This window comes from Microbacterium sp. W1-4-2 (assembly GCF_058349885.2).
This window is the reverse complement of record NZ_JBYRJC020000002.1, coordinates 26,438-48,231: the sequence shown is the minus strand read 5'-3', so window position 1 is coordinate 48,231 and position 21,794 is coordinate 26,438. Positions and strand designations below refer to the sequence as shown.

The window sequence follows — 21,794 nt, the reverse complement described above, 5'->3', positions numbered from 1 at the left end:
CGGTCATGCGTCGGTCGGGTCGGTCAGGCGTCGGCCACGCGTCGGTCAGGCGGCCCCGTCGCTGAGCAGCGCCGTCGCCGTCGCGCCCAGGCTCGACTGGATGTGCCGGCGCATGACGGCACTGGCGCCGGCCGCATCGCCGGCGATCACGCAGGCCATGAGCTCCTGGTGCTCGGCGTCCTTCTGCGCCAGCTCGGCATCGGGCCGGTCGCGGCGCAGCCCCGCCAGACGGTACCGGTCGCCCTTGTCCCAGAGGGCGTCGAGGGTCGTCACGAGCACCTCGTTGTGCGATGCGCGGTAGACGGCCTGGTGGAAGCGGCGGTGACGCACCAGCTGGTCGAGGGTGGGATGCTCGGGCAGGGCGTGGATCGCGGATGCCGCTCGGATCGCGGCGATGTCGTCGCGTGTGCGGCGCTCGGCGGCCAGGCCCGCCGCGAGGGGGTCCAGGGCGAGGCGCATCTCGAGCAGGTCGCGGGCCTCTTCGGCGCTCAGATCCGTCACGAGGGCGTCGCGATGGGCGCCCAGCTGCACCAGCCCCTCGGACTCGAGCTTGCGCAGCGCCTCGCGCAGGGGTGTGGTGCTGATGCCGAGCTCGACGGCCAGCGTCGCCTGGTTGAACGACGACCCGGGCGGGTACTCGCCGGTCAGGATCCGGTCGCGCACGACCGTGTAGGCGAGGTCGCTCTTGACGGGATAGGTGCGGGTCGGTGCGCTCATCGGCGGTCCATCGTGTCGGGGACATACGGCTTCTCCGTTATAACATGGAGATCCGTTCGTTATAACGAAGCCCATCGTATGAGCCTGAAGAGGACGCAGGTCGTGAGCAAAACGCACAAAACCCGCGGAATACGAACGAAACGGTCGCGGCCGATTGACGTGTCACGGTTATAACCGTAATCTGATCCGCGATCCGGGGCCCGACCCAGGCGCCCCGACCCCGCAATCACAAGGGAGTGAACTATGAATCGTGCATCGCGTTCCTCGCGTCCGACCGCACGGCGCCTGGCCGCCGTCGGCGTCGCGACGGTGGCGGTCGCCGGGCTCGTCGTCGGCCTCAGCGGCTGCTCGACCAGCTCGACGCCGAAGGCGCCGGAGAACAAGATCGCGCAGGGGCAGTGGCCCAGCTACTACCCGTCCGACTACAGCAAGATCGTCGACGCCGCCAAGAAGGAGGGCGGCAAGCTCACGATCTACTCGAACACCGATCAGGAGAACTGGGCGCCGATCTTCCGCGACTTCCAGAAGAAGTACCCGTTCGTCACCAACATCCAGGCCAACAACCTCGACAGCGACGAGGTCTTCCAGAAGCAGCTCAGCGAGACGGCGACCGGCAACGCCCCCGCCGATATCCTCGTCACCAACGCCGTGCAGGCGTGGGCGAAGTACGCCGACGCGCCCGATCGCGTGCTGGCGTACCAGTCGCCCGAGCTGCCGAAGCTGCCCGACTATGCGCAGGTCATGCCGAACGTCTACGCGATGTCGATGGATCCGGTGGGCCTTGCCTACAACGAGCAGCTGCTGGGCAGTAGTCCGACGAGCATCGCCGACCTCGCCAAGACGGTGTCGGCGGATCCCGGCAAGTTCAAGGGGAAGATCACGACGCGCGACGTCAGCGGGTCGTTCGGGTTCACGGTGTCGAAGGGCTTCGTGGACGGAAATCCGGACGCGTGGACCTCGCTGGAGAAGATCCTTCCGTCCGCACGCCCCGAGACCTCGTCGGGTACCCAGAACGACAAGATCACGTCGGGCGAGTACCTCGCCGGCTTCTTCATCTCCAGCGCAGTGGGCTTCCCCCAGCAGGACAAGGCCAGCGGCATCTACAAGTTCGTCTTCCCGAAGGACGGCACGGTGGTGCTCGGCCGCGGCATGGGTATCGCGCCGAAGGCCCCCGAGGCCAACACCGCGAAGCTGTTCCTCGACTTCGTGCTGTCGGAAGAGGGCCAGAACGCCGTCGCCGAAGGCGGCCTGACCGCCTACCGTGACAGCGTGAAGCAGGCTCCCGGACTGCACACGTATGGCGAGATCGTCAGCCAGGCCGGTGAAGACGCGATCATCCGCGTGCCCTACAAGATCACGTCGGACTCCGACGTGAAGGCGTTCACCGACAAGTGGAACGGTCTGCTCGGCAAGTGACCTTGCGCAAACGCAAGGGTCGCCTGCGACACCCGAGAGTGGAATGAACCTATGACCATCCTGACCCGCGCCCCCGAAAAGGCCGCGTCGGATCGATCGCAGACCCTCCCGGCGCCGAAGTACCTGCGGGTCTTCGGCGTCGGGCGGGACCGCATCGTGCAGTACGCGGTGCTCGTCGTCGTCGCGCTGTTCGTCATCGCACCGATCGTGCCGATCCTGTACCAGTCGATCCGCAGCAAGCCGCTGTACGACTCCACGGGCGCCTTCACCGTCGACTCCTACGTCAAGCTGTTCACCGAGGCCGGGTTCGGCCAGGTGATCCTGAACACGGCGATCTTCGCCATCCTCACGACCTTCCTCACGCTCGTGTTCGCCATCCCCATGGCGATCCTCGTCGTGCGCACCAGGCTCCCCTTCGGGCGGCTGCTGGCGGGGTCCATGCAGTGGCCGTTCTTCATCTCGTCACTGCTGCTCGGCTTCGGCTGGATCGCGCTGTACGGTCCGGCCGGCTTCATCAGCGTCGAGGTGCAGCGGTGGATCGGCTTCGTCCCATGGAACCTGTACTCGATCCCCGGCATGGCACTGACCGAGGCCGTGGGCCTCGCCCCGATCGCCTACGTGTTCTGTGCGAACGCACTGCGCAAGTCCGACGCGTCGCTCGAAAGCGCAGCGCAGGTCTGCGGCTCAGGCCCTCTGCGCATCATCTTCCAGGTCATCGTGCCGCTGCTGCGGCCGCCGATCGTATACGCGTCGATTCTGATCTTCAGCATGTCGATCGAGACGCTGAGCGTGCCGCTGCTGTACGGCACGCCGGTGCGGATCGAGGTGTTCTCCACCTTCCTGTACACGCACGGACTGCAGTCGATCCGGCCCGACTACGGCATCCTGGCGGCCGCCTCGACGATCATCCTCGCGGTGACCATCACCACCGTGGCCATCCAGGCGAAGGTCCTGAAGAATGCGCAGCGGTTCGTGTCGGTGCGCGGCAAGGCGACCCGTCCGCGCCGTCTCGACCTCGGTTGGCTCAAGTGGGTCGCCACGGTCCTCATCGTGATCTATGTCGTGTTCGGCGCGGCGCTGCCCATCCTGGGCCTGGTCCTGCGCTCGTTCACGCTGATCTTCACGCCGCTGCAGAGCCCGCTGAAGACCCTGACGATGCAGAACTACCAGACCGTGTTCACCTACCAGGCGTACATCCAGTCGATCTGGAACAGCGTCATCATCGCCGTCGTCGGCGCCGTCCTGGTCAGCGCACTCGCGATGATCGCGGTGGTGGTCGCGAAGCGGTCCACCTTCCGGTTCGCGCGGGCTGTCGAGTACCTCTCGCTGGCGCCGCAGGCGATCCCCGGGATCATCGTCGGCATCGGGTTCTTCTGGGCCTTCGCGATCATGCCCGGCGGCAGCGTCATCCAGGGCACGCTCGCCGCCGTGATCATCGCGTTCGGCCTGCGCGCGCTGCCGACCGCGTTCGGATCGATCTCGCCGGCGCTCATGCAGATCGCCGGCGAGCTCGACAACGCCGGCCGGGTGGTCGGCGCGGACTGGGTCGGCGTGTTCCTGCGCATCCTGCGCAGACTCCTGGTGCCCGCCTTCGCCGGCGCGATGCTGCTCGTGTTCGTCACGATGCTCAAGGAGTATTCGGCCGCGCTGTTCCTGTCGTCCGCGAACTCCAACGTGATCGGCACGACCATGCTCGAGCTCTGGGTCCAGGGCAACACCGGCTCGGTCGCGGCCCTCGCGACCATCCAGATCGCCATCACCGCCGTCGTCGTCGGTCTTGCGAATCTCCTGATGAAAGAGAAGAAGGATGCCTGAAATCCGCGTCTCCCACATGGCCAAGACGTTCGGAGACGTCAAGGTCTTGAACGACATCGACTTCGAGGTGCAGGACGGGGAGTTCTTCACACTCCTCGGTCCCAGCGGCTGCGGCAAGTCGACCACGCTGAACTGCATCGCCGGGCTCGAAGACCCCACCGAGGGGTCGATCTCGATCGGCGACCGCGCGCTCGTCGACCGCGCCAAGCGCATCTATGTGCCCACCGAGGAGCGCAACCTCGGCATGGTCTTCCAGTCGTACGCGCTGTGGCCGCACATGACGATCACGAAGAACCTCGCGTTCCCGCTGAACATCCGCAAGGCGGGCCGCTCCGACCGTGACACGAGGATCCACGACGCGCTCGACAAGGTCGGGCTCGCCCACCTCGGCGACCGCTATCCGCACCAGCTGTCGGGCGGCCAGCAGCAGCGTGTCGCGCTCGCTCGCGCCCTGGTCTACTCGCCGAGCGTGCTGCTGCTGGACGAACCGCTGTCGAACCTCGATGCGAAGCTGCGCGAGCAGGCCCGTGCGTGGCTGAAGCGGCTGCAGGCCGACCTCGGCATCACGACGCTGTATGTCACGCACGATCAGGACGAGGCACTGACCCTCAGCGATCGGATCGCGGTCATGTTCGACGGCGTCATGACCCAGGTCGGCACCCCGCACGAGATCTACGAGCACCCGGCGACCGCGGCCGTGGCCGCGTTCGTCGGCAGCTGCAACTTCCTGCTCGGCACCGTCGATCAGGTGCGCGGCGACCACGTCGACGTGCGGCTGCAGGCCACCGGGGCCGTGGTATCGGTGACCAGCGACGAGGAGTGGCTGCCCGGCGCCCCGGTCACGGTGGCGGTGCGGCCCGAGAAGCTGAAGATCGTCACCGAGCAGCCCGGCAGCCGTGATGTGAACGTCCTCGACACCGAGGTCGTCACAAAGGCCTATGTCGGCTCCCGATACGAGTACATGCTGCGCCTGGGGGATGTCGCCGTACAGGTCGTCGCCGCCGACGGTTCGCTCGACGGCGCCGTGCGTCTGCTGTTCGCGCCCGACGAGGCGCACGTCTTCCCCGGCGCGTCCGGGCCCTCCACCGAGGTCCTCGATCTCATGAAGGTTGCAGCGTGATGACGGAAAGCCACAGGATCGGCCTGCTGGCCGGCGACGGCATCGGACCCGAGATCGTGCCCGCCGCGGTGCAGTGCGTGGATGCCGCGGCCCGCGCGGTGGGTCTGCCGCCGATCGAGTGGGTCGAGCTGCCACTCGGCCGCGCGGCGATCGACACGCACGGCGCCGCCGTGCCGGACTCGACCCTCGCCGCCCTCGACGGGCTCGAGGCGTGGCTGCTCGGCCCGCACGACAGCGTCTCGTACCCCGAGCCGCACCGCTCGCAGCTGAATCCGAGCGGCACGATCCGCAAGCACGCCGGTCTGTTCGCCAACATCCGGCCGGCGAAGTCGTTCGCCGGGTCGCGTGCCGTGGTGCCCGGTACCGACCTCGTGATCGTGCGCGAGAACACCGAGGGGTTCTACGCCGACCGCAACACGTATGCCGGCACGGGCGAGTTCATGCCCACCCCCGACGTCGCGATCGCGCACGGCATCATCACGAGGGCGGCGACCGAGAAGATCGCCGAGGCCGCGTTCGAACTGGCGATGCAGCGGCGCAAACACGTCACGATCGTGCACAAGGCCAACGTGCTGCAGCTGACGACCGGGCTGTTCCGCGACGTCTGCCGCGAGGTCGGCGCGCGCCACCCCGAGGTGAGGATCGACGACTTCCACATCGACGCGATGACCGTGCACCTGGTGCGTCGCGCGAACGAGTTCGACGTCATCGTCACCGAGAACATGTTCGGCGACATCCTGTCGGACCTGTCCGGGGAGCTCGCCGGATCGCTCGGCATCGCACCGAGCGTGAACAGCTCGCTCAGCCAGGCGATGGCCCAGGCGGCGCACGGGTCGGCCCCCGACATCGCCGGACGCGACATCGCGAACCCGATCGCGATGATCCTCTCGGCGGCCATGCTGCTGGAGTGGCTCGGCGCCCGACACGACGACGACCGCCTCGTCCACGCCGCGGGGCTCATCCGCGCAGCCGTCGACCAGACCGTCGCCGCCGGCACCGCCACCGGCGACCTGGGCGGATCGGCGTCGACCAGCGGGTTCGCCGCGGCCGTGGCATCCACCATCGACGCGGCGGGCGCCCGCACGCTCACCGTGCGGGAGTGACGGAGGTGTTCGCGGTCCTGGTGACGATCGACGCGCGGCCCGAGACGATCGACGAGTTCGTCGAGGGCCTGCACGCCAATGCGATCGCGACGCGGGCGGAGCCGGGGTGCCTGCGCTTCGACATCCTGCGCGTGCAGGACGACCCGCACCGGTTCGTGCTGTACGAGCTCTACGTCGACGAGGACGCGTTCTTCACCGGGCACCGCGAGGCCCGGCACTACCCGGCCTGGGTCGCGCTGTGCGAGCGGTGCGTGCCGCCGGGCGGGCGGCGCAACACGTACGCCGTCCCCGAGTACCCCGACGAGATGGCCGAGCATGCCTGACCAGGGCATCCCCGACCCGGGCATGCTCACCACGGCGTTCGGCGAGTACCGGATCACGCCGCTGCAGGGCACGGCACCCGACCGGCTGCCGTACTCGATCCGCATCCTGCTCGAGAACGTGCTGCGCTGCCAGGACGGCGCCCGGGTCACCCGAGACCACGTCGACGCGCTCGTGGACTGGGGGTCTCCGGCCTCGCTGCGCACCCCGATCGAGCTGACCCCGTCGCGGGCGTTCCTGCACGACACGAACGGCGTGCCCGCGCTCGTCGACCTCGCGACGATGCGCGACGCGATGGCCGAGCTCGGGGGAGACCCCGCCGAGATCGGGCCGCAGATCCCGGCCGAGCTCGTCGTCGACCACTCCGTGATCGCCGACTTCTTCGGCACCCCCGACGCGCGCGAGCGCAACGTCGAGCGCGAGTACGCCCGCAACGCCGAGCGGTACCGCTTCTTGAAGTGGGGGCAGGCGGCCCTGGACGGCTTCGAGGTCGTGCCGCCGGGCGCAGGCATCATGCACCAGGTCAACCTCGAGCGGCTCGCGCGCGTGGTGATCGACGACGACGGCGTGGCATACCCCGACGTGTGCCTGGGCACCGACTCGCACACGACGATGGTCAACGGCCTGGGCGTGCTCGGCTGGGGCATCGGCGGCATCGACGCCGAGGCGATCATGCTGGGCGAGACGTTCGGGATGCTGGTGCCCCGCGTGGTCGGGTTCCGCCTGACCGGCGCGCTGCCGGCCGGCACGACCGCGACCGACCTGGTGCTCACGGTCACCCAGCTGCTGCGCGCGCACGGCGTCGTCGGCTCGTTCGTGGAGTTCTTCGGCGAGGGCGTGACGCGCCTGTCGCTGGCCGACCGGGCCACGATCGCGAACATGAGCCCCGAGTCGGGCGCGACCTGCATCTACTTTCCGATCGACGACGAGACGATCCGGTACCTGCGTTTCACGGGGCGCTCGCCCGAGCGCGTCGCCCTGGTCGAGGCGTACGCCAAGCGGCAGGGCCTGTGGCACCGGCCCGACCACGTCGCCGACTACACCGAGATCGTCGAGCTCGACCTGGGCACGGTCACCGCGTCGCTCGCCGGCCCCCGCCGCCCACAGGACCGCGTGCCGCTCACGCAGGCGCGCGAATCGCACCGGCGGACACTGCCCGACCTGCTGCCGGCGGTGCCCGGGGGCCGTGCCGGCCCGGCCGACCGGTTCGCCGTCGACCTGCCCTCCGCCGCTGTCGAGCTCGGGCACGGCACGGTCGCGATCGCCGCGATCACCTCGTGCACGAACACGTCCAACCCCGCCGTCATGGTCGCCGCCGGGCTGTTCGCGCGCAACGCGGTCGCCGCGGGCCTGCGCAGCAAGCCGTGGGTGAAGACGACCCTGTCGCCCGGGTCGCTCGTGGTCACCGAGTACCTCGAGAAGGCCGGGCTCACCGGCCCGCTGGACGCGCTCGGCTTCACGACCGCCGGCTACGGCTGCATGACATGCATCGGAGCGTCCGGTCCGCTCATCCCCGCCGTGCAGGAGGCCGTGCGCGAGCAGGGGATGGCCGTGGCCGCCGTGCTCAGCGGCAACCGCAACTTCGACGGGCGCATCAACCCCGACGTGCGGATGAACTACCTCGCCTCGCCCCCGCTCGTGATCGCCTACGCCCTGGCCGGCACGATGGACGTCGACCTCGTGAACGATCCGCTGGGGGTGGATGCGGCGGGCCGGCCGGTGCGGCTGGCCGACCTGTGGCCGAGCGAGGCCGAGGTCGCCGAGGTGATCGACCGGACGGTGCGGCCCGAGATGTTCGCCGAGGCCTACCGCGACGTGTTCGCCGGCGACGAGCGATGGCGGGCGCTGGCCGCGCCGGACGGGGCCGTCTTCGACTGGGACCCCGGCAGCACCTACATCCGCCGACCGCCGTTCTTCGAGGGGATGAGCGCCGAGGCGACGCCCGCGGCCGACCTCGTCGGCGCCCGCGTGCTGGCGCTGCTGGGCGACTCGATCACGACCGACCACATCTCGCCCGCCGGGGCCATCCCCGCCGCCTCGGTCGCAGGCCGCTACCTCGCCGAACAGGGGGTGGCTGCGGCATCCCTCAACACGTACGCCTCGCGCCGCGGCAACCACGAGGTCATGATGCGCGGCTGCTTCGCGAACGTGCGACTGCGCAACCGCCTCGTCCCCGGCGTCGAGGGCGGGTACACCCGCAACCTCCTCGCCGGAGGTGAGCAGCAGACCGTCTTCGACGCGGCGCAGGCCTACCGTGCCGCCGGTGTCCCCCTCGTCGTCATCGGCGGCAAGGAATACGGCACCGGGTCGTCGCGCGACTGGGCCGCCAAGGCCCCGGCGCTGCTGGGGGTGCGCGCGGTGCTCGCCGAGTCGTTCGAGCGCATCCACCGCGCGAACCTCGTCGGCATGGGCATCCTGCCGCTGCAGTTCCTGCCCGGCGACAGCGCCGACCGGCTCGGGCTCACCGGCACCGAGCGCATCGACGTCACGGGGCTCGCCGACCCCGGTGCCGACCGGGTGACGGTGCATGCCGACGACGTGGAGTTCGAGGCGATCGTGCGATTGGACACGCCCCGCGAGCGCGAGCTGCACCACCACGGCGGCATCATGATGCACGTGCTGCGCCATCGGCTGCGGGCCGCGCAGAAGGGCAGGCGGTCCGCCGCCGAACGCTGATGGACGCTCGGCGCCGGGGACTCGTGCTGCTGCTGGCACACGCGGTGCTGATCCAGATCGTCGTCTTCGGCATGCGCCCGGCGCTGTCGTACGCCGCGCTGGGGCTCGGCAGCTCGCCCGCGTTCCTCGGCTTCCTCTCGGCGTTCTACGCCCTGCCCGCGCTGCTGCTGGCCCTGCCGGCCGGCCGCATCGTCGACGTGATCGGCGAGCGGCGGGGCATGGTGATCGGCGCGGTCACGGTCTCGGTGGCCGCAGCGGTCGCCGTCATCGGCGCAAGCTCGCTGCCGGTCCTCCTGGTCGCCGCGGTGCTGCTGGGCTGCGGGCAGATGTTCACGGTGCTCGGTCAGCAGTCGTACGTCGGGGCGGTCTCGACCGCGCAGCGGTCGGACGCGACGTTCGGGCTGTACGGGTTCGCCGCCTCGCTCGGCCAGACCGTCGGGCCCCTGATGCTGGCGCTGCCCGGCGGCACCGCCGCCCAGCCGCCGGTCGCCCTGATCTTCGCAGTGAGTCTGGGCTGCGCGCTGCTGATGCTGGTCGTGTCGCTCCTGATCCGCACCCCGCCGCGGGCCGCGATCACCACGCGGGTGCCGATGCTCAGCGCCGCCCGCGGCGTCATGTCGACCAAGGGACTGCCCAACGCGCTCGTGGCGGGCAGCCTCGTGCTGGCCTCGGTCGACATCTTCATCGCCTACGCGCCGCTGGTCGGCCACGACCGCGGCCTATCCGCCGTCGTGATCAGCGTGATGCTGGTGGCCCGGTCAGCGTTCTCGATGTTCTCGCGGCTGTTCCTCGGGGTGCTCTCGAGTCTGCTGGGGCGCCGATGGCTGCTCGTGAGCAGCATCCTGCTGTCAGGGCTCATGCTCGCCGGCTTCGTGTTCGACCTGCCCGCGCCGGTGCTCATCGCATTCGCGTGCGGCTACGGCTTCGTCGTGGGCATCTGCCAGCCGATCACGATGTCGTGGATCTCGCTGATCGCCCCGCCCGGCACGCGGGGACTCGCGATGTCGATGCGCCTGGCCGCCAACCGGCTCGGCCAGACTCTGCTGCCGGCCGGGCTCGGCATCCTCGCCGCCGCGGCGGGGGCGGCCGGCGTGCTGGGCGCCAGCGGAGCGATGCTGCTGATCGCCGCATGGGCGGGCACGGGCGTGCCCGGTGACCCGCGCGAAGGAACCACCACACCGGAGCAGACCCCATGAACACAAACCCGATGAACACAGACCCGATCAACACAGACCCGACCTGGCAGCCGCGCATTCTGCGGCCGGGCGAGCTGCCCACGATCGATCGCGGGAACGGCGCCCGCACGACGCCGCTGGTCACCCGCGAGATCGGCGCCACCGGGTTCCTGAACGGCATCACCAGGTTCGAGCCGGCGGCGGCGATCGCGCACCACAGTCACAACTGCGTCGAGAGTGTCGTGATCGTCGAGGGCACCGCGATCGTCGACATCGACGGCGTGCGCACGCGGCTGGAGCGGCTCGACACGACGTTCGTGCCCGCGAACATCCCGCACCACTTCGAGAACGCGTCCGAGACCGAGCCGATGGCGATCCTGTGGACCTACGCCTCCGTCGACGCCACCCGCCGGCTCGCCGCGACCGGCGAGGTGCGCCGAGTCGACGACGAAGCCGGCGTCGCCGCGCCCGAAGCCGCACCGTGCCGCGAGACCGCGCGCATCCGGGTGCGGCCCGGCGCCGAGCAGGACTTCGAAGCGGCCGTCGCCCGGGCCGTGCCGGTGTTCCAGCGGGCGGTGGGATGCCGCAGCCTCGAGCTGCGCGGCATCCTCGAAGAACCCGCGACCTATGTGCTGTGCATCGAGTGGGACAGTCTCGCCGATCACGTCGACGGGTTCCGTTCCAGCGCTGACTACGCGCAGTGGCGCGCGCTCGTGGGGGAGTACTTCGCCGAACCGCCCACGGTCGTGCACGACCGACCGGTGCTCAAGGGACTCTGAGGAGACGATCATGGACACGACGGTCACCCCCGACGACCTGCGGGCGTTCGGCGCGCGCGTGCTCGCGAGCCTGGGCGTGCCGGATGAGGACGCCGAACTGGTCGCCGACTCACTCGTGGTCGCCGAGCAGTGGGGACATCCCTCGCACGGCATGCTGCGCCTGCCCTGGTACGTCGAGCGCCTGCGCACCGGGCGGATCACGCCGGTCACGCGCCTGACCGTGCTGAACGACCTCGGGGCCCTCGTCAGCATCGACGGCAACGCGGGAGTGGGCCAGGTCGTCACCGCGCGGGCGATGGACCTCGCCGTCGAACGCGCCCGACGGCACGGGATCGGGGCCGTCGGCGTGCGCAACTCGAACCACTTCGGCACGGCGGCCTACTTCACCCGCCGTGCGGCGGCCGCGGGGTGCGCGGCGATCCTGACCACCAACGGATCGCCGGCGATGGCGCCGTGGGGCGGCATCGACAAGGCCGTCGGCGCCAACCCGTGGTCGTTCGCCGCCCCCGACGGCCACGGAGGCGTCGCCGTGCTCGACATCGCCAACACCGGTGTGGCACGCGGCAAGATCTACGCCGCCGCCGAGAAGGACGTGCCCATTCCCGAAGGCTGGGCGCTGGATGCCGCGGGCCACCCGACGACCGATCCACATGCGGCGCTGGGCGGCGGGGTGGTCCTGCCGATGGCGGGCCACAAGGGTTATGCGATCTCGTTCATGATGGACGTCTTCTCGGGCGTGCTCACCGGCTCGTCGTTCGGCCTCGACGTCGGCGGCCCCTGGCAGCCCGACGCGCACAGCGGGGCCGGACACCTGGCGATCGCGATCGACATCGAGGCGTTCGGCCCGCGTGCGACGTTCGACGAGCGCATGCGTCGTCTGATCGACCAGGTGAAGGCGGTGCGCCCGGCCCCCGGGAGCGGCGACATCCTCTACCCGGGCGAACTCGAGAATCGCAATCTGGCCGCGGGTCGCGGCATCCATCTGCCTGCCAAGACCCGCGACGACCTCGCAGCGCTCGCCGGCGCCTGCGGCGTGCCGCTCGGGCTCTGAGGCCGGCGCCCGCGGTCACGTCATGGCCGGGTGCCGCTCGTGGCCGGGGCTGCGCAGTTCGCGCGACCCGCGGCATCCATCCGCCATGGCGTCGACATTGCGCAAACTGCGCGGCGGACCGCCCGTGGTGCGCCGTTTGCGCGATCTCGACTGCCGGACCGTCGCCCGATGCGTGTGGGGCCGGCGCCGTGCCGCGCCACGCGGTCTCGCGCTGGAACGCCGTCCGGAACTGCCGCCTCGGCGACGTGATGCGGCTGTTCGGGACGGCGTTCGTCAGAGGGCCGACCATATGCCGGCCCGTCTGGTCGCATGAACGCCGCCAAGCGGCACTTCCGGACGGCGTTCGGGACGGCGTTGTTCTGGACGGCCTACCCGACGGCGTTCTGAACGGTGCATCGGACGGCGCTCGGTGTGAACCGGAAGTTGAATGCCCTCCTGAGAACAACCGCGCACGCCGCACGGCACCGGTCGCGCGGCGACTCGCATGCGGCCGCCACGCACAGCGCCTCAGAGCTTGCCGAGCCGCAGCGTGCGGGTGTGGCCGGTGACGTAGCGCACGATGTAGTGGCCGAAGATCGAGCCGGCCGCCAGCGCTCCGGCCACCGAGGCCGCCCGGAACACGTCGAACAGGCCGTCGACCTGACTCGAGGCGACCTGCATCATGCCGTTGAACAGCAGGAGCCCCGGCAGCAGCGGCACGACGGCGGTCACGATCAGCGGCAGCACGGGCGTGCGGGTGATGCGGCTGCACAGCGACCCCGCCACCCCGACGCCGATCGCCGCCAGCCCCGACGACCAGACGGGGTCGATCAGCCCCTGCGTGCACACCAGATACAGCAGCGTGGCGATGACGCCCAGCGCGCATGCCGCCCACAGCGCCCGCCAGGGCAGCTGCGCGGCCAGGGCGAAGCCGGCGGCCATCACGACCGCGGCGATGCCCGCGATCAGCGGGTCGCGCTCGAGCTGCGCCTCGCTCACCCGGATCGCGATCGGGGCGCTCACGCGGTTCAGCAGCACCGACGTGGCGATCACGCCGCCGGCAAGGCCGACCGTTGCGACGAATGCCTCGGCGAGCCGCGCCATCCCGGTCACATAGAACCCGGTCAGCACGTCCTGCACGCCGCCGAACGTCGTCACTCCGGCCAGCAGCACGACGATCGTCGCGACGACGATGAGGGTCGCGGATGCCTCGGGGCTGACCAGATGCACGAGCACGGCGGCGATCGGTCCGATGGCTCCGCCCACGAAGGTCTGGAACAGCAGCGGCACGCCGCGGCGGCCGAGGGCGCCGGTGACGACGTCCAGCAGCACGGCGGCGATGAACGCGACAGCGGCCACGAGCGCGCCGCCGCCGAGCAGGACGGCCGCGCCCGCGCCCACGATGCCCCATCCGAGCCGCCGCACCACGGTCGGCACGAGCGGACGGCCGCGGACGATGTGCAGCAGCTCGCGACGCGCGTCCGGCAGGTCGATGCCGCGCTCGTCGATCTGTGCGTACAGCGCGGCGGCCTGCGACAGCCGGTGGTAGTCGAGGTCGCGCTGCTTGATGAAGTGCCGTCGCGACAGCGACTCGTCGGTGCTGGGGTTGGTCCAGCTCAGGGTGAGCTCGGTGTGCGTCACGTCGGGGTCGACCCCGGTCAGCCCATAGGCCCGGGCGACACCCGACATCGTGAGTGTGGCATCCTGCGCGCCCGCGCCCGAGCCGAGCTGCACGGTCGCGAGTCGGATCGCGAGATCGAGGACGCCGCGGGTGTGGGCCGGTGCGTCGGGCGTGTGGGGAGTGAGCGGACTCATCGGGCCTCGGGAACGGTGGGAAGGTCGTCCCGTCGATCCTGTCACGTCGCCGCGCCGCGATGCACGGGCACGCGCCGGGGGCGGATGCCGCGGCTCGCCGTGCCACGATGGGGAGCATGACCGACTACGCCACGATCCTGACCGAGACGCGAGGACGCGTCGGGTGGATCACCCTGAACCGCCCCGAAGCACTCAACGCGCTGAACTCGCAGGTGATGCGCGACGTCGTGGACGCCGCGACCGGATTCGACGCCGACCCCGGCATCGGCGCGATCGTCCTCACGGGCTCGGAGCGCGCGTTCGCCGCCGGCGCCGACATCAAGGAGATGGAGTCCAAGACGGGGCTCGAGATGGTCATGGGCGACCACTTCGGCGGCTGGGCGGCCTTCGCCGCCGTCCGCACGCCGGTGATCGCCGCCGTGTCGGGGTACGCGCTGGGCGGGGGATGCGAGCTGGCGATGATGTGCGACATCATCCTCGCCGCCGACACCGCGAAGTTCGGCCAGCCCGAGGTCAACCTCGGCGTCATCCCCGGCATGGGCGGCACGCAGCGGCTCATCCGCGCGGTCGGGTACTACAAGGCCGCCGAGCTCGTGCTCACCGGCCGCCTGATGGACGCGGCCGAGGCAGAGCGGGCCGGCCTCGTGTCGCGCGTGGTTCCGGCCGCGGATCTGCTGGACGAGGCATCCAAGACCGCCGAGACCATCGCCTCGAAGTCCCTGCCCGCCGTCTTCGCGGCCAAGGCCGCGCTGGACGCGGCGATGGAGACCACGCTCGCCGAAGGCCTGCGCCTGGAGCGCCACGTGTTCGCGAGCCTGTTCGACACGCACGATCAGAAAGAGGGCATGGCCGCCTTCCGCGAGAAGCGCGCCCCCGAGTTCGAGAACCGGTGAGCAATCCGATGACAGATCACGCGACCGTCACCTGGATCATCGGCGCCACCTCGGGCGTCGGCCGTGCGAGTGCGCTGGCCCTGGCGGGGCCCGAACGGCATCTCGTGCTCAGCGGTCGCCGCGAGGGCCTGCTGCGCACGCTGGCCGACGAGGTGGCCGCGCGCGGCGGCTCGGCGAGCGTGCGGGCGCTGGACGCGACGGATGCCGCAGCCGTCGACGCTGCGGCCGAGTCGATCGCCGCCGAGCACGGCCCCGTGTCGGAGCTGCTGTACTCCGCCGGACTGAACGTGCGGAACCGGTCATGGGCGGACCTGGAGATGGGGGAGTTCGCCGCGGTCGTCGACACGAACCTCACGGCCGTCGCCCGCGGCATCGCCCGCGTGCTGCCGGACATGCGCGCGCGCGGAGCCGGCCGGATCGTCGTCATCTCGTCATGGGCGGGATGGACGCACGGCCGCGGTGCCGGCGTCGCCTATTCGGCCAGCAAGACCGCGCTGAAGGCGTTGACCGAGGCGCTGAACGACCAGGAGGGGCCGCACGGGATCAGCGCGTGCCTGCTGTGCCCGGGCGACATCGACACACCGCTGATCGACAACCGCCCGACGGTGCCCACGCGCGAACAGCGCGACCGGATGCTGCAGCCCGAAGACGTTGCCCGGGCCGTGCAGTTCGTGTTCGGACTGCCCCGCCATGTGTCGATCAACGAGCTGGTGATCTCGCCGATCGAGAGCCACTCCTACGGACGCTGATCCGCCTCGCCCCGCGGGGCGTCCGAGACCGTGTCGACCTCTCGGAGGGTGTCGAGGATGATCCGCTCCGCCAGGTCTGCCGCCGCGCCCCGGTCGCGTCGCACGAGCGCGTCGGCCAGCGCGATGTGCAGACCGAGGGTGGGCGCCTCGATGCCGTCCGGCGAGTAGACCAGGGGGCTCGTGGCTCCGCGCAGGCGCAGCATGGCCGCGACGGTGTCGGCGAACTGCGCCAGGACGGCGTTGCCGGACCCCTCCAGGAGCAGCCGGTGCAGCTCGGCGTCGGCGCGGAAGTAGCCGTACGTGTCGCGGGACTCGAACGACGACTTCATCGCGGCCGCCGCACGGGCCATGGCCGCCGCCTCCTCGTCCGCCATGTGCGCGGCGGCCAGGAACGCGGCCGCACGCTCGATCCCGAGGCGCAGCTCGAGCATCTCGTGCATCTGCTGCAGATAGTCGGGCCCCTGCCCCCGCCACCGGATGACGTAGGGGCTGAGCAGGTCCCAGTTGTCGCGCGGCAGCACGCGGGTCCCGCGCTGCGGGCGGGACTGGATCAGCCCCAGCGAGCCCAGCGTCCGCAGCCCCTCGCGCACCACCGAGCGGGAGATGTTCAGCCGCGTGCACAGATGCTCGGCGAAGATGATCTCGCCTTCGGCGAGCTCGCCGTTGATGATTCGCTGCCCGACGTCCTCCACGACGCGCGAATGCAGGTCGACGCCACCGCTCATGCCGGCGCGGGCCGCCGCGTGCGCGTGTGTTCGTGCCGCCGGCCGGTTCCGGGCGCGCGAGCGGGGATCGTCAGTCATGGGCAGGTGGCGGGTCACTTCCGGTCGCGGGCGAGTTCGTAGGCTTCGTGGGGCAGCTGCGTCGCCAGCTTGCCGCCGCTGATATCGATGAGCGTACCCGTGATGTACGCGGCCTGATCGGAGGCGAGGAAGCAGATCAGGTTCAGGATGTCGTCCGTGCTGCCCCAGCGGCGCAGCGTCAGCGTGTCCAGCAGCGCGTCCTGCTCGGCGGGCGGGCGCTCGGTGAAGTGGTTCATGTCGGTCGGGATCATCCCGGGGGCGTAGGAGTTGACGGTGATCCCCCAGGGACCGAGCTCGCCGGCAAGTCCGCGGGTCAGGTGCGCGACGGCCGCTTTGGATGCCGCATAGGCGACGCCGCCCACGCGTGGGACGATCGCCGCGAACGAGGCGGCGTTCACGATGCGACCCGACCGCTGCGCCTTCATCACCGGGATGACCGCACGGCACATGAGGAACGTCCCCTTGACGTTGACGTCGCTCACGAGATCCCACTTCGCCTCGTCGACCTGGTCGATCGGGGCGTCGTCGACGACGCCGGCGTTGTTCACGAGCAGGTCGATCCGGCCGAGGCCGGCTGCGGCGTCCTCGATCACCTGCGTGACGCGGGCCGCGTCGCGCACGTCGCACGCAGAGGTGCGGCACCGGGGATCGATCGCGCGCAGGTCGGCGCCGACGGATGCCACGGCGGCGTCGGTGACGTCCAGGGCGACGACGATCATCCCCTCGCGGGCGAGGCCGATGCTGATGTCCCTGCCGATTCCGCGGCCGGCTCCGGTGACCACGGCCACCTTCTCGTGCAGATCGATGAGCATGCCTTCTCCGATCGTTACCGTTTGGTTATCTGCGCTGATACGTAATACTTATACTCTACTCGAGAGTCATCTCTCAGGTGCGCTGCCCGGCGCGCCACTCCAAGGAGGCATGCAATGAAGCGCCATACCCTGATCCGATTCGCGGCGGTCGCCAGTGCGGCACTGCTGACAGCCGGCACCGTCACCGCGTGCAGCAGCAACGGCGGCGGCGACAACGGCAGCGAATCCAAGACGCTGAACGTCACGCTGGCAAACCACGTCTGGACCGAGGCGATCAAGAAGAAGATCCCCGAGTTCGAGAAGCAGAGCGGCCTGAAGGTCACGCTGACCCAACTCAGCGAAGACCAGCTCGCCGACAGCTACAAGGTGAAGCTGAACGCCGGTTCCAGCGACGTCGACGTCATGATGTACCGGCCGCTGCAGGTCGGCAAGCTCTTCGCCAAGAGCCACTACCTGCTCGACCTGACGAGCCGCGTGAAAGAAGACGCCCAGTGGAACTGGAGCGACTTCCAGCCCGGACCGGTGAGCGTCACCACGTACGAGAAGAAGGTCGTCGGGGTGCCCTTGATCACCGAGAACGAGATCCTCTACTACCGCAAGGACCTGCTGCAGAAGGCCGGCCTCGAGGTGCCCAAGACCATGGACGAGCTGAAGGCCGCGGCCAAGAAGATCTCGGAGCAGAACCCGGGCGTGGCCGGCTTCGTCTCGCGCACGCAGGCCTCTGCGGGCGTGACGCAGTTCTCCGGCTTCCTGTACAGCTTCGGCGGCGATTGGATGGATGCCGACGGCAAGTCCGCGATCGCTACCGATGCCGCCAAGCAGGCCTACGCCTACTACGGCGGGCTGCTGCGTGACTACGGTCCCGCACAGGTGAACACCGACATGAGCTGGCCCGAGGCGATGGCGATCTTCCAGCAGGGCAAGGCGGCGTTCGAGACGGACGCGTCGAGCCTCTACGAGAACCTCAGCGACCCGGCCAAGTCCAAGGTCGCCGACCAGGTGGGCTATGCCGCGTTCCCGGCGGGACCGGCCGGTTCCAAGCCGTACAACGTGGCGTCGTGGGCCCTGGGCATCAACGCCAACTCGAAGAACCAGGCGAACGCCTGGAAGTTCATCAAGTGGGCCACCAGCCCGCAGATGACCCTCGAGATGCAGAAGGACGGCACCCCGAGTGCGCGCACGTCCGTGTGGGCGAACTCCGAGGCGACGGCGAGCTTCCCCGCCGACCTGGCCAAGGCGATCGCCGCCAACGCCGAGAACGGCGTGGGCTATGACCGTCCGCTGGTCGTGGCCGTCGCACAGGCTCGCGAGATCGTCGGCGCACCGTTCGTGGCCGCGATCACCGGCGGCGACTCGAACGCCGCCGCCGACAAGGCGAACCAGCAGTTCCAGTCACTGCTCGACTCGGAGAAGTAGGCCGATACGCGACCCTCGTCCGGCGGTGCCCCGACACCGCCGGACGAGACCCGCCGTCGTGCCGCTCGATTGCGAAGGGCAACATGACCGTCACCGCACCCGGCACGCTCCCTCCCAGGGAGCGGATCTCGCGCTGGATGAACGACCACCGCAAGTGGCTCTTCTCCTCGCCCGCCATCATCTTCACCGTCCTGCTGATCGCCTTCCCGATCGGCTGGACCGTCTACCTCAGCTTCACGAACTCGTTCGGCTCGGTGCGCGCGCCGTTCGACTTCGTCGGGCTCGAGAACTACGCGAAGGCCCTGACCGACACCGACCGCTTCTGGCCGGCCGTCCTGCGCACCGTGGTGTTCACCGTCGGGGCGCTGGCGCTGGAGCTGGTCGTCGGCATGATCATCGCGCTCCTGCTCTGGCGCCCCTTCAAGGCGCAGTCCATCGTGCGCGTCATCGTGCTGCTGCCGTTCGTGGCGACGCCCGTGGCCATCGCGATGATGTGGCGGCTCATCTTCGACCCCAACATCGGATTCGCCAATCAAGTGCTCGGGTGGATCGGCATCCCCCCGCAACCCTGGTTCTCGAGTCCCGAGACCACGCTGCCGACGCTGATCTTCGTCGACGTGTGGGAGTTCACGCCGATGATCGCGATCGTGCTGCTGGCAGGACTCACGTCGCTGTCCGACGAGCCCGACGAGGCCGCGCGCATCGACGGGGCGAATGCGTGGCAGCGGTTCTGGTTCGTCACGCTGCCGCTGCTTCGCCCGGTGGTCCTCGTCGCGATCATGCTCCGCGCGATCGATGCTCTGAAGACGTTCGACCTGCTCTACGCCGTGAAGGGGCAGGGCGGTGGATCGTTCCACGAGGCCGAGACGCTGAACATCTACGCGTACACCCTGAGCTTCCAGTACAACAGCTTCGGGCTGGCCTCGGCGGTGCTCGTCCTGTTCTTCCTGATGGTGCTGATCTCGATGTGGCTGCTCACCCTTCGCCGAAAGGAGAAGTCATGACCGCCTCCGCTCTCGCCGGATCGGCTCCGACCCGACGCCGCCGCGGCAACGGGTACCGCTCGTTCCGCGCCGTGATGATCGCCCTGATCGTCATCACGTTCCTGGTGCCGCTGCTGTGGATGGTGCTGGCATCGTTCAAGAGCAATGTCGACATCCAGGACACGAGCCATCCCTTCCGGTTCGCGCCGATCCTCGACAACTATGCGAACGTCTTCGGCAACGACACCTACCTGCAGTTCGTGTTCAACAGCTTCTGGATCGCGTTCTGGGCGGTGCTGATCTCGCTCGCGCTCGGCGTGCCCGCCGCGTATGCGATGAGCCGTTTCAACATGCGCAAGTCGGCACTGGTCGTGCTGCTGGCGCGGATCATCCCCGGCATCAGCCTGCTCGTCCCGTGGTACTACGTGTTCGCCAACCTCGGATGGATCGGCGGCTACGGGGTGATGATCCTGTCGCACATGTTCATCCTGATCCCGGTCAGCGTGTACATCATGATGTCGTTCTTCGACTCGATGCCCACCGAGCTCGAAGAGGCGGCGCTGGTCGACGGACTGACGCACATCGGGGCGTTCTGGCGGATCCTGCTCCCGTTGTCGGTGCCCGGCATCGCGACGGCCGCGATCCTGTCGTTCATCTTCTCCTGGAACAACTTCATGTTCGCCCTCGTGCTCACCGGCGCACACACCAAGACGCTGCCGGTGGCCGTGTTCGACTTCGTCTCGTACGCGAGCATCGACTGGGGATCGATCATGGCGGCCTCGACGATCATGACGCTGCCGATCATCGTGATCGCCCTGTTCGCGCAGAAGTACATCGTGTCGGGCCTGACCGCGGGCGCGACGAAGGGCTGAGGGATGCCGCAGACAGGGACGCCGGGAACAAGGAGGAACGACGCATGAGGATCGAGAAGGCCGAGGTCCTGGTCACGAGTCCCGGCCGCAACTTCGTCACCCTGCGCGTGACGACCGCCGACGGAGTGACCGGACTCGGCGACGCCACGCTGAACGGTCGCGAACTGGCCGTCGCAGCCTATCTGTCGCAGCACGTCGTCCCCCTGCTGATCGGGCGCGATGCGCACGCGATCGAAGACACCTGGCAGTACCTCTACCGCGGGGCGTACTGGCGCCGCGGCCCGGTGACGATGGCGGCGATCGCCGCCGTCGACACGGCGCTGTGGGACATCAAGGCGAAGGTCGCGGGGCTGCCGCTCTATCAGCTGCTCGGCGGCCGCAGCCGCACGGGCCTGCTCGCGTACGGGCACGCGTCGGGGGCGAGCATCCCCGAACTGTTCGACTCGATCCGTGAGCACCTCGACGAGGGGTACCGCGCCATCCGGGTGCAGACGGGGATCCCCGGGCTGCCGTCGGTGTACGGGGTGGCGTCCAGCTCGAACGCCGCCGCCGGCGCCGAGGCCGGCACCGACGAGCGCTACGACTACGAGCCGGCCCGCCGCAACGCCGTCCCCGTCGAGGAGACGTGGGACACCCGGGCGTACCTGCGCCATGTCCCGGCCGTGTTCGAGGCGGTTCGCAACGAGTTCGGCCCGGAGCTGCCGCTGCTGCACGACGCGCACCACCGGCTGACCCCGATCCAGGCCGCGCGGCTGGGCAAGGAGCTCGAGCCCTACGATCTGTTCTGGCTCGAGGACGTCACCCCCGCCGAGAACCAGGCGGCGCTGCGCCGCGTGCGCGAGCACACGACCACCCCGCTGGCGATCGGCGAGGTGTTCAACACGATCTGGGACTACCGGGTGCTGTTCGAGGAGCAGCTCATCGACTACGTGCGCTCGCCGGTCACCCACGCGGGCGGCATCTCGGCGCTGCGCCGCATCTTCGACTATGCGGCGGTGTATCAGATCAAGTCCGGCGTGCACGGTCCGACCGACGTGTCGCCGGTGGGCCTGGCCGCGGCGGTGCATCTGGGCATCGCGATCCCCAACTTCGGCATCCAGGAGTACATGCAGCACAGCGCACGCACGCTCGAGGTCTTCCGCACGTCGTACACGTTCGAGGACGGGCTGTTGGCTCCCGGGGAGCAGCCCGGACTCGGCGTCGACTACGACGACGCGGTGGCCGATGCGCACCCCTACGAGCCGGCCTACCTGCCCGTGAATCGGCTCCTCGACGGGTCGATGCACGACTGGTGATCGA

General features: G+C 69.7%; 19 protein-coding genes. 15 read left to right on the top strand and 4 right to left on the bottom strand.

Annotated elements, in window-relative coordinates:
* Positions 1-45: 45 nt before the first annotated feature.
* Positions 46-717: a GntR family transcriptional regulator gene (locus AC3RX0_RS08030; RefSeq protein WP_491505455.1), complete on the bottom strand. Its 672-nt coding sequence runs from the start codon at positions 715-717 to the stop codon at positions 46-48.
* Between the two features lie 243 nt (positions 718-960).
* Between AC3RX0_RS08030 and AC3RX0_RS08025 the strand changes: the two genes are divergently transcribed.
* The 9 genes from AC3RX0_RS08025 to AC3RX0_RS07985 are packed head-to-tail and all read left to right on the top strand — an operon-like array spanning position 961 to position 12,173.
* Entirely contained in the window at positions 961-2,133 is a 1,173-nt protein-coding gene (locus tag AC3RX0_RS08025; RefSeq protein ID WP_491505454.1) for an ABC transporter substrate-binding protein, read from the top strand.
* A gap of 51 nt (positions 2,134-2,184) precedes the next feature.
* Positions 2,185-3,948 carry an ABC transporter permease gene (locus tag AC3RX0_RS08020; protein WP_491505453.1) on the top strand — a complete coding sequence of 588 codons (1,764 nt, stop codon included), beginning with the start codon at positions 2,185-2,187 and terminating at the stop codon, positions 3,946-3,948.
* Positions 3,941-5,068, top strand: a complete 1,128-nt coding sequence (locus AC3RX0_RS08015; RefSeq protein WP_491505452.1) for an ABC transporter ATP-binding protein — start codon at positions 3,941-3,943, stop codon at positions 5,066-5,068. The genes AC3RX0_RS08020 and AC3RX0_RS08015 overlap by 8 nt, the downstream gene beginning before the upstream one ends.
* Positions 5,068-6,171 carry an isocitrate/isopropylmalate dehydrogenase family protein gene (locus AC3RX0_RS08010; RefSeq protein WP_491505451.1) on the top strand — a complete coding sequence of 368 codons (1,104 nt, stop codon included), beginning with the start codon at positions 5,068-5,070 and terminating at the stop codon, positions 6,169-6,171. Before AC3RX0_RS08015 ends, AC3RX0_RS08010 begins: the two co-directional genes overlap by 1 nt.
* Positions 6,168-6,494, top strand: coding sequence for a putative quinol monooxygenase (locus tag AC3RX0_RS08005; RefSeq protein ID WP_491505450.1), 327 nt, complete (start codon positions 6,168-6,170; stop codon positions 6,492-6,494). Before AC3RX0_RS08010 ends, AC3RX0_RS08005 begins: the two co-directional genes overlap by 4 nt.
* Positions 6,487-9,168, top strand: coding sequence for an aconitate hydratase AcnA (gene acnA / locus AC3RX0_RS08000; protein ID WP_491505449.1), 2,682 nt, complete (start codon positions 6,487-6,489; stop codon positions 9,166-9,168). Before AC3RX0_RS08005 ends, acnA begins: the two co-directional genes overlap by 8 nt.
* On the top strand, positions 9,168-10,364 hold the full coding sequence (locus AC3RX0_RS07995) for an MFS transporter (RefSeq protein WP_491505448.1): 1,197 nt from the start codon (positions 9,168-9,170) through the stop codon (positions 10,362-10,364). Before acnA ends, AC3RX0_RS07995 begins: the two co-directional genes overlap by 1 nt.
* Before the next feature lie 11 nt (positions 10,365-10,375).
* The gene (locus tag AC3RX0_RS07990; RefSeq protein WP_491505447.1) at positions 10,376-11,122 is read left to right on the top strand and encodes a cupin domain-containing protein; all 747 of its coding nucleotides are present in this window, start codon (positions 10,376-10,378) and stop codon (positions 11,120-11,122) included.
* Positions 11,123-11,132: 10 nt separating this feature from the next.
* On the top strand, positions 11,133-12,173 hold the full coding sequence (locus AC3RX0_RS07985; protein WP_491505446.1) for an Ldh family oxidoreductase: 1,041 nt from the start codon (positions 11,133-11,135) through the stop codon (positions 12,171-12,173).
* 507 nt (positions 12,174-12,680) lie between these two features.
* On the opposite strand, the gene AC3RX0_RS07980 is transcribed toward AC3RX0_RS07985, so the two are convergent.
* Entirely contained in the window at positions 12,681-13,967 is a 1,287-nt protein-coding gene (locus AC3RX0_RS07980; protein WP_491505445.1) for a threonine/serine exporter family protein, read from the bottom strand.
* A 116-nt stretch (positions 13,968-14,083) separates the two neighbouring features.
* On the opposite strand from AC3RX0_RS07980, the gene AC3RX0_RS07975 reads away from it, so the two are divergent.
* Complete coding sequence (locus AC3RX0_RS07975) at positions 14,084-14,860, top strand: enoyl-CoA hydratase (RefSeq protein WP_491505444.1); 777 nt, start codon at positions 14,084-14,086, stop codon at positions 14,858-14,860.
* A gap of 8 nt (positions 14,861-14,868) precedes the next feature.
* Entirely contained in the window at positions 14,869-15,609 is a 741-nt protein-coding gene (locus AC3RX0_RS07970) for an SDR family oxidoreductase (RefSeq protein WP_491505443.1), read from the top strand.
* Here the strand turns inward: AC3RX0_RS07970 and AC3RX0_RS07965 are convergent.
* Both AC3RX0_RS07965 and AC3RX0_RS07960 read right to left on the bottom strand, forming a co-directional pair.
* Positions 15,597-16,412 carry a FadR/GntR family transcriptional regulator gene (locus AC3RX0_RS07965; RefSeq protein ID WP_491505442.1) on the bottom strand — a complete coding sequence of 272 codons (816 nt, stop codon included), beginning with the start codon at positions 16,410-16,412 and terminating at the stop codon, positions 15,597-15,599. The genes AC3RX0_RS07970 and AC3RX0_RS07965 overlap by 13 nt on opposite strands.
* 14 nt (positions 16,413-16,426) lie before the next feature.
* Complete coding sequence (locus AC3RX0_RS07960) at positions 16,427-17,224, bottom strand: SDR family NAD(P)-dependent oxidoreductase (protein ID WP_491505441.1); 798 nt, start codon at positions 17,222-17,224, stop codon at positions 16,427-16,429.
* A gap of 114 nt (positions 17,225-17,338) precedes the next feature.
* Between AC3RX0_RS07960 and AC3RX0_RS07955 the strand changes: the two genes are divergently transcribed.
* The 4 genes from AC3RX0_RS07955 to manD all read left to right on the top strand — a co-directional run bounded on the left by AC3RX0_RS07955 (position 17,339) and on the right by manD (position 21,790).
* On the top strand, positions 17,339-18,640 hold the full coding sequence (locus AC3RX0_RS07955) for an ABC transporter substrate-binding protein (RefSeq protein WP_491505440.1): 1,302 nt from the start codon (positions 17,339-17,341) through the stop codon (positions 18,638-18,640).
* An 83-nt stretch (positions 18,641-18,723) separates the two neighbouring features.
* On the top strand, positions 18,724-19,644 hold the full coding sequence (locus AC3RX0_RS07950) for a carbohydrate ABC transporter permease (RefSeq protein ID WP_491505439.1): 921 nt from the start codon (positions 18,724-18,726) through the stop codon (positions 19,642-19,644).
* Positions 19,641-20,495 carry a carbohydrate ABC transporter permease gene (locus AC3RX0_RS07945; RefSeq protein ID WP_491505438.1) on the top strand — a complete coding sequence of 285 codons (855 nt, stop codon included), beginning with the start codon at positions 19,641-19,643 and terminating at the stop codon, positions 20,493-20,495. The genes AC3RX0_RS07950 and AC3RX0_RS07945 overlap by 4 nt, the downstream gene beginning before the upstream one ends.
* A gap of 44 nt (positions 20,496-20,539) precedes the next feature.
* Positions 20,540-21,790 (top strand): D-mannonate dehydratase ManD, encoded by a 1,251-nt coding sequence (manD, locus tag AC3RX0_RS07940; protein ID WP_491505437.1) that lies wholly within the window; start codon positions 20,540-20,542, stop codon positions 21,788-21,790.
* Positions 21,791-21,794 lie beyond the last annotated feature (4 nt).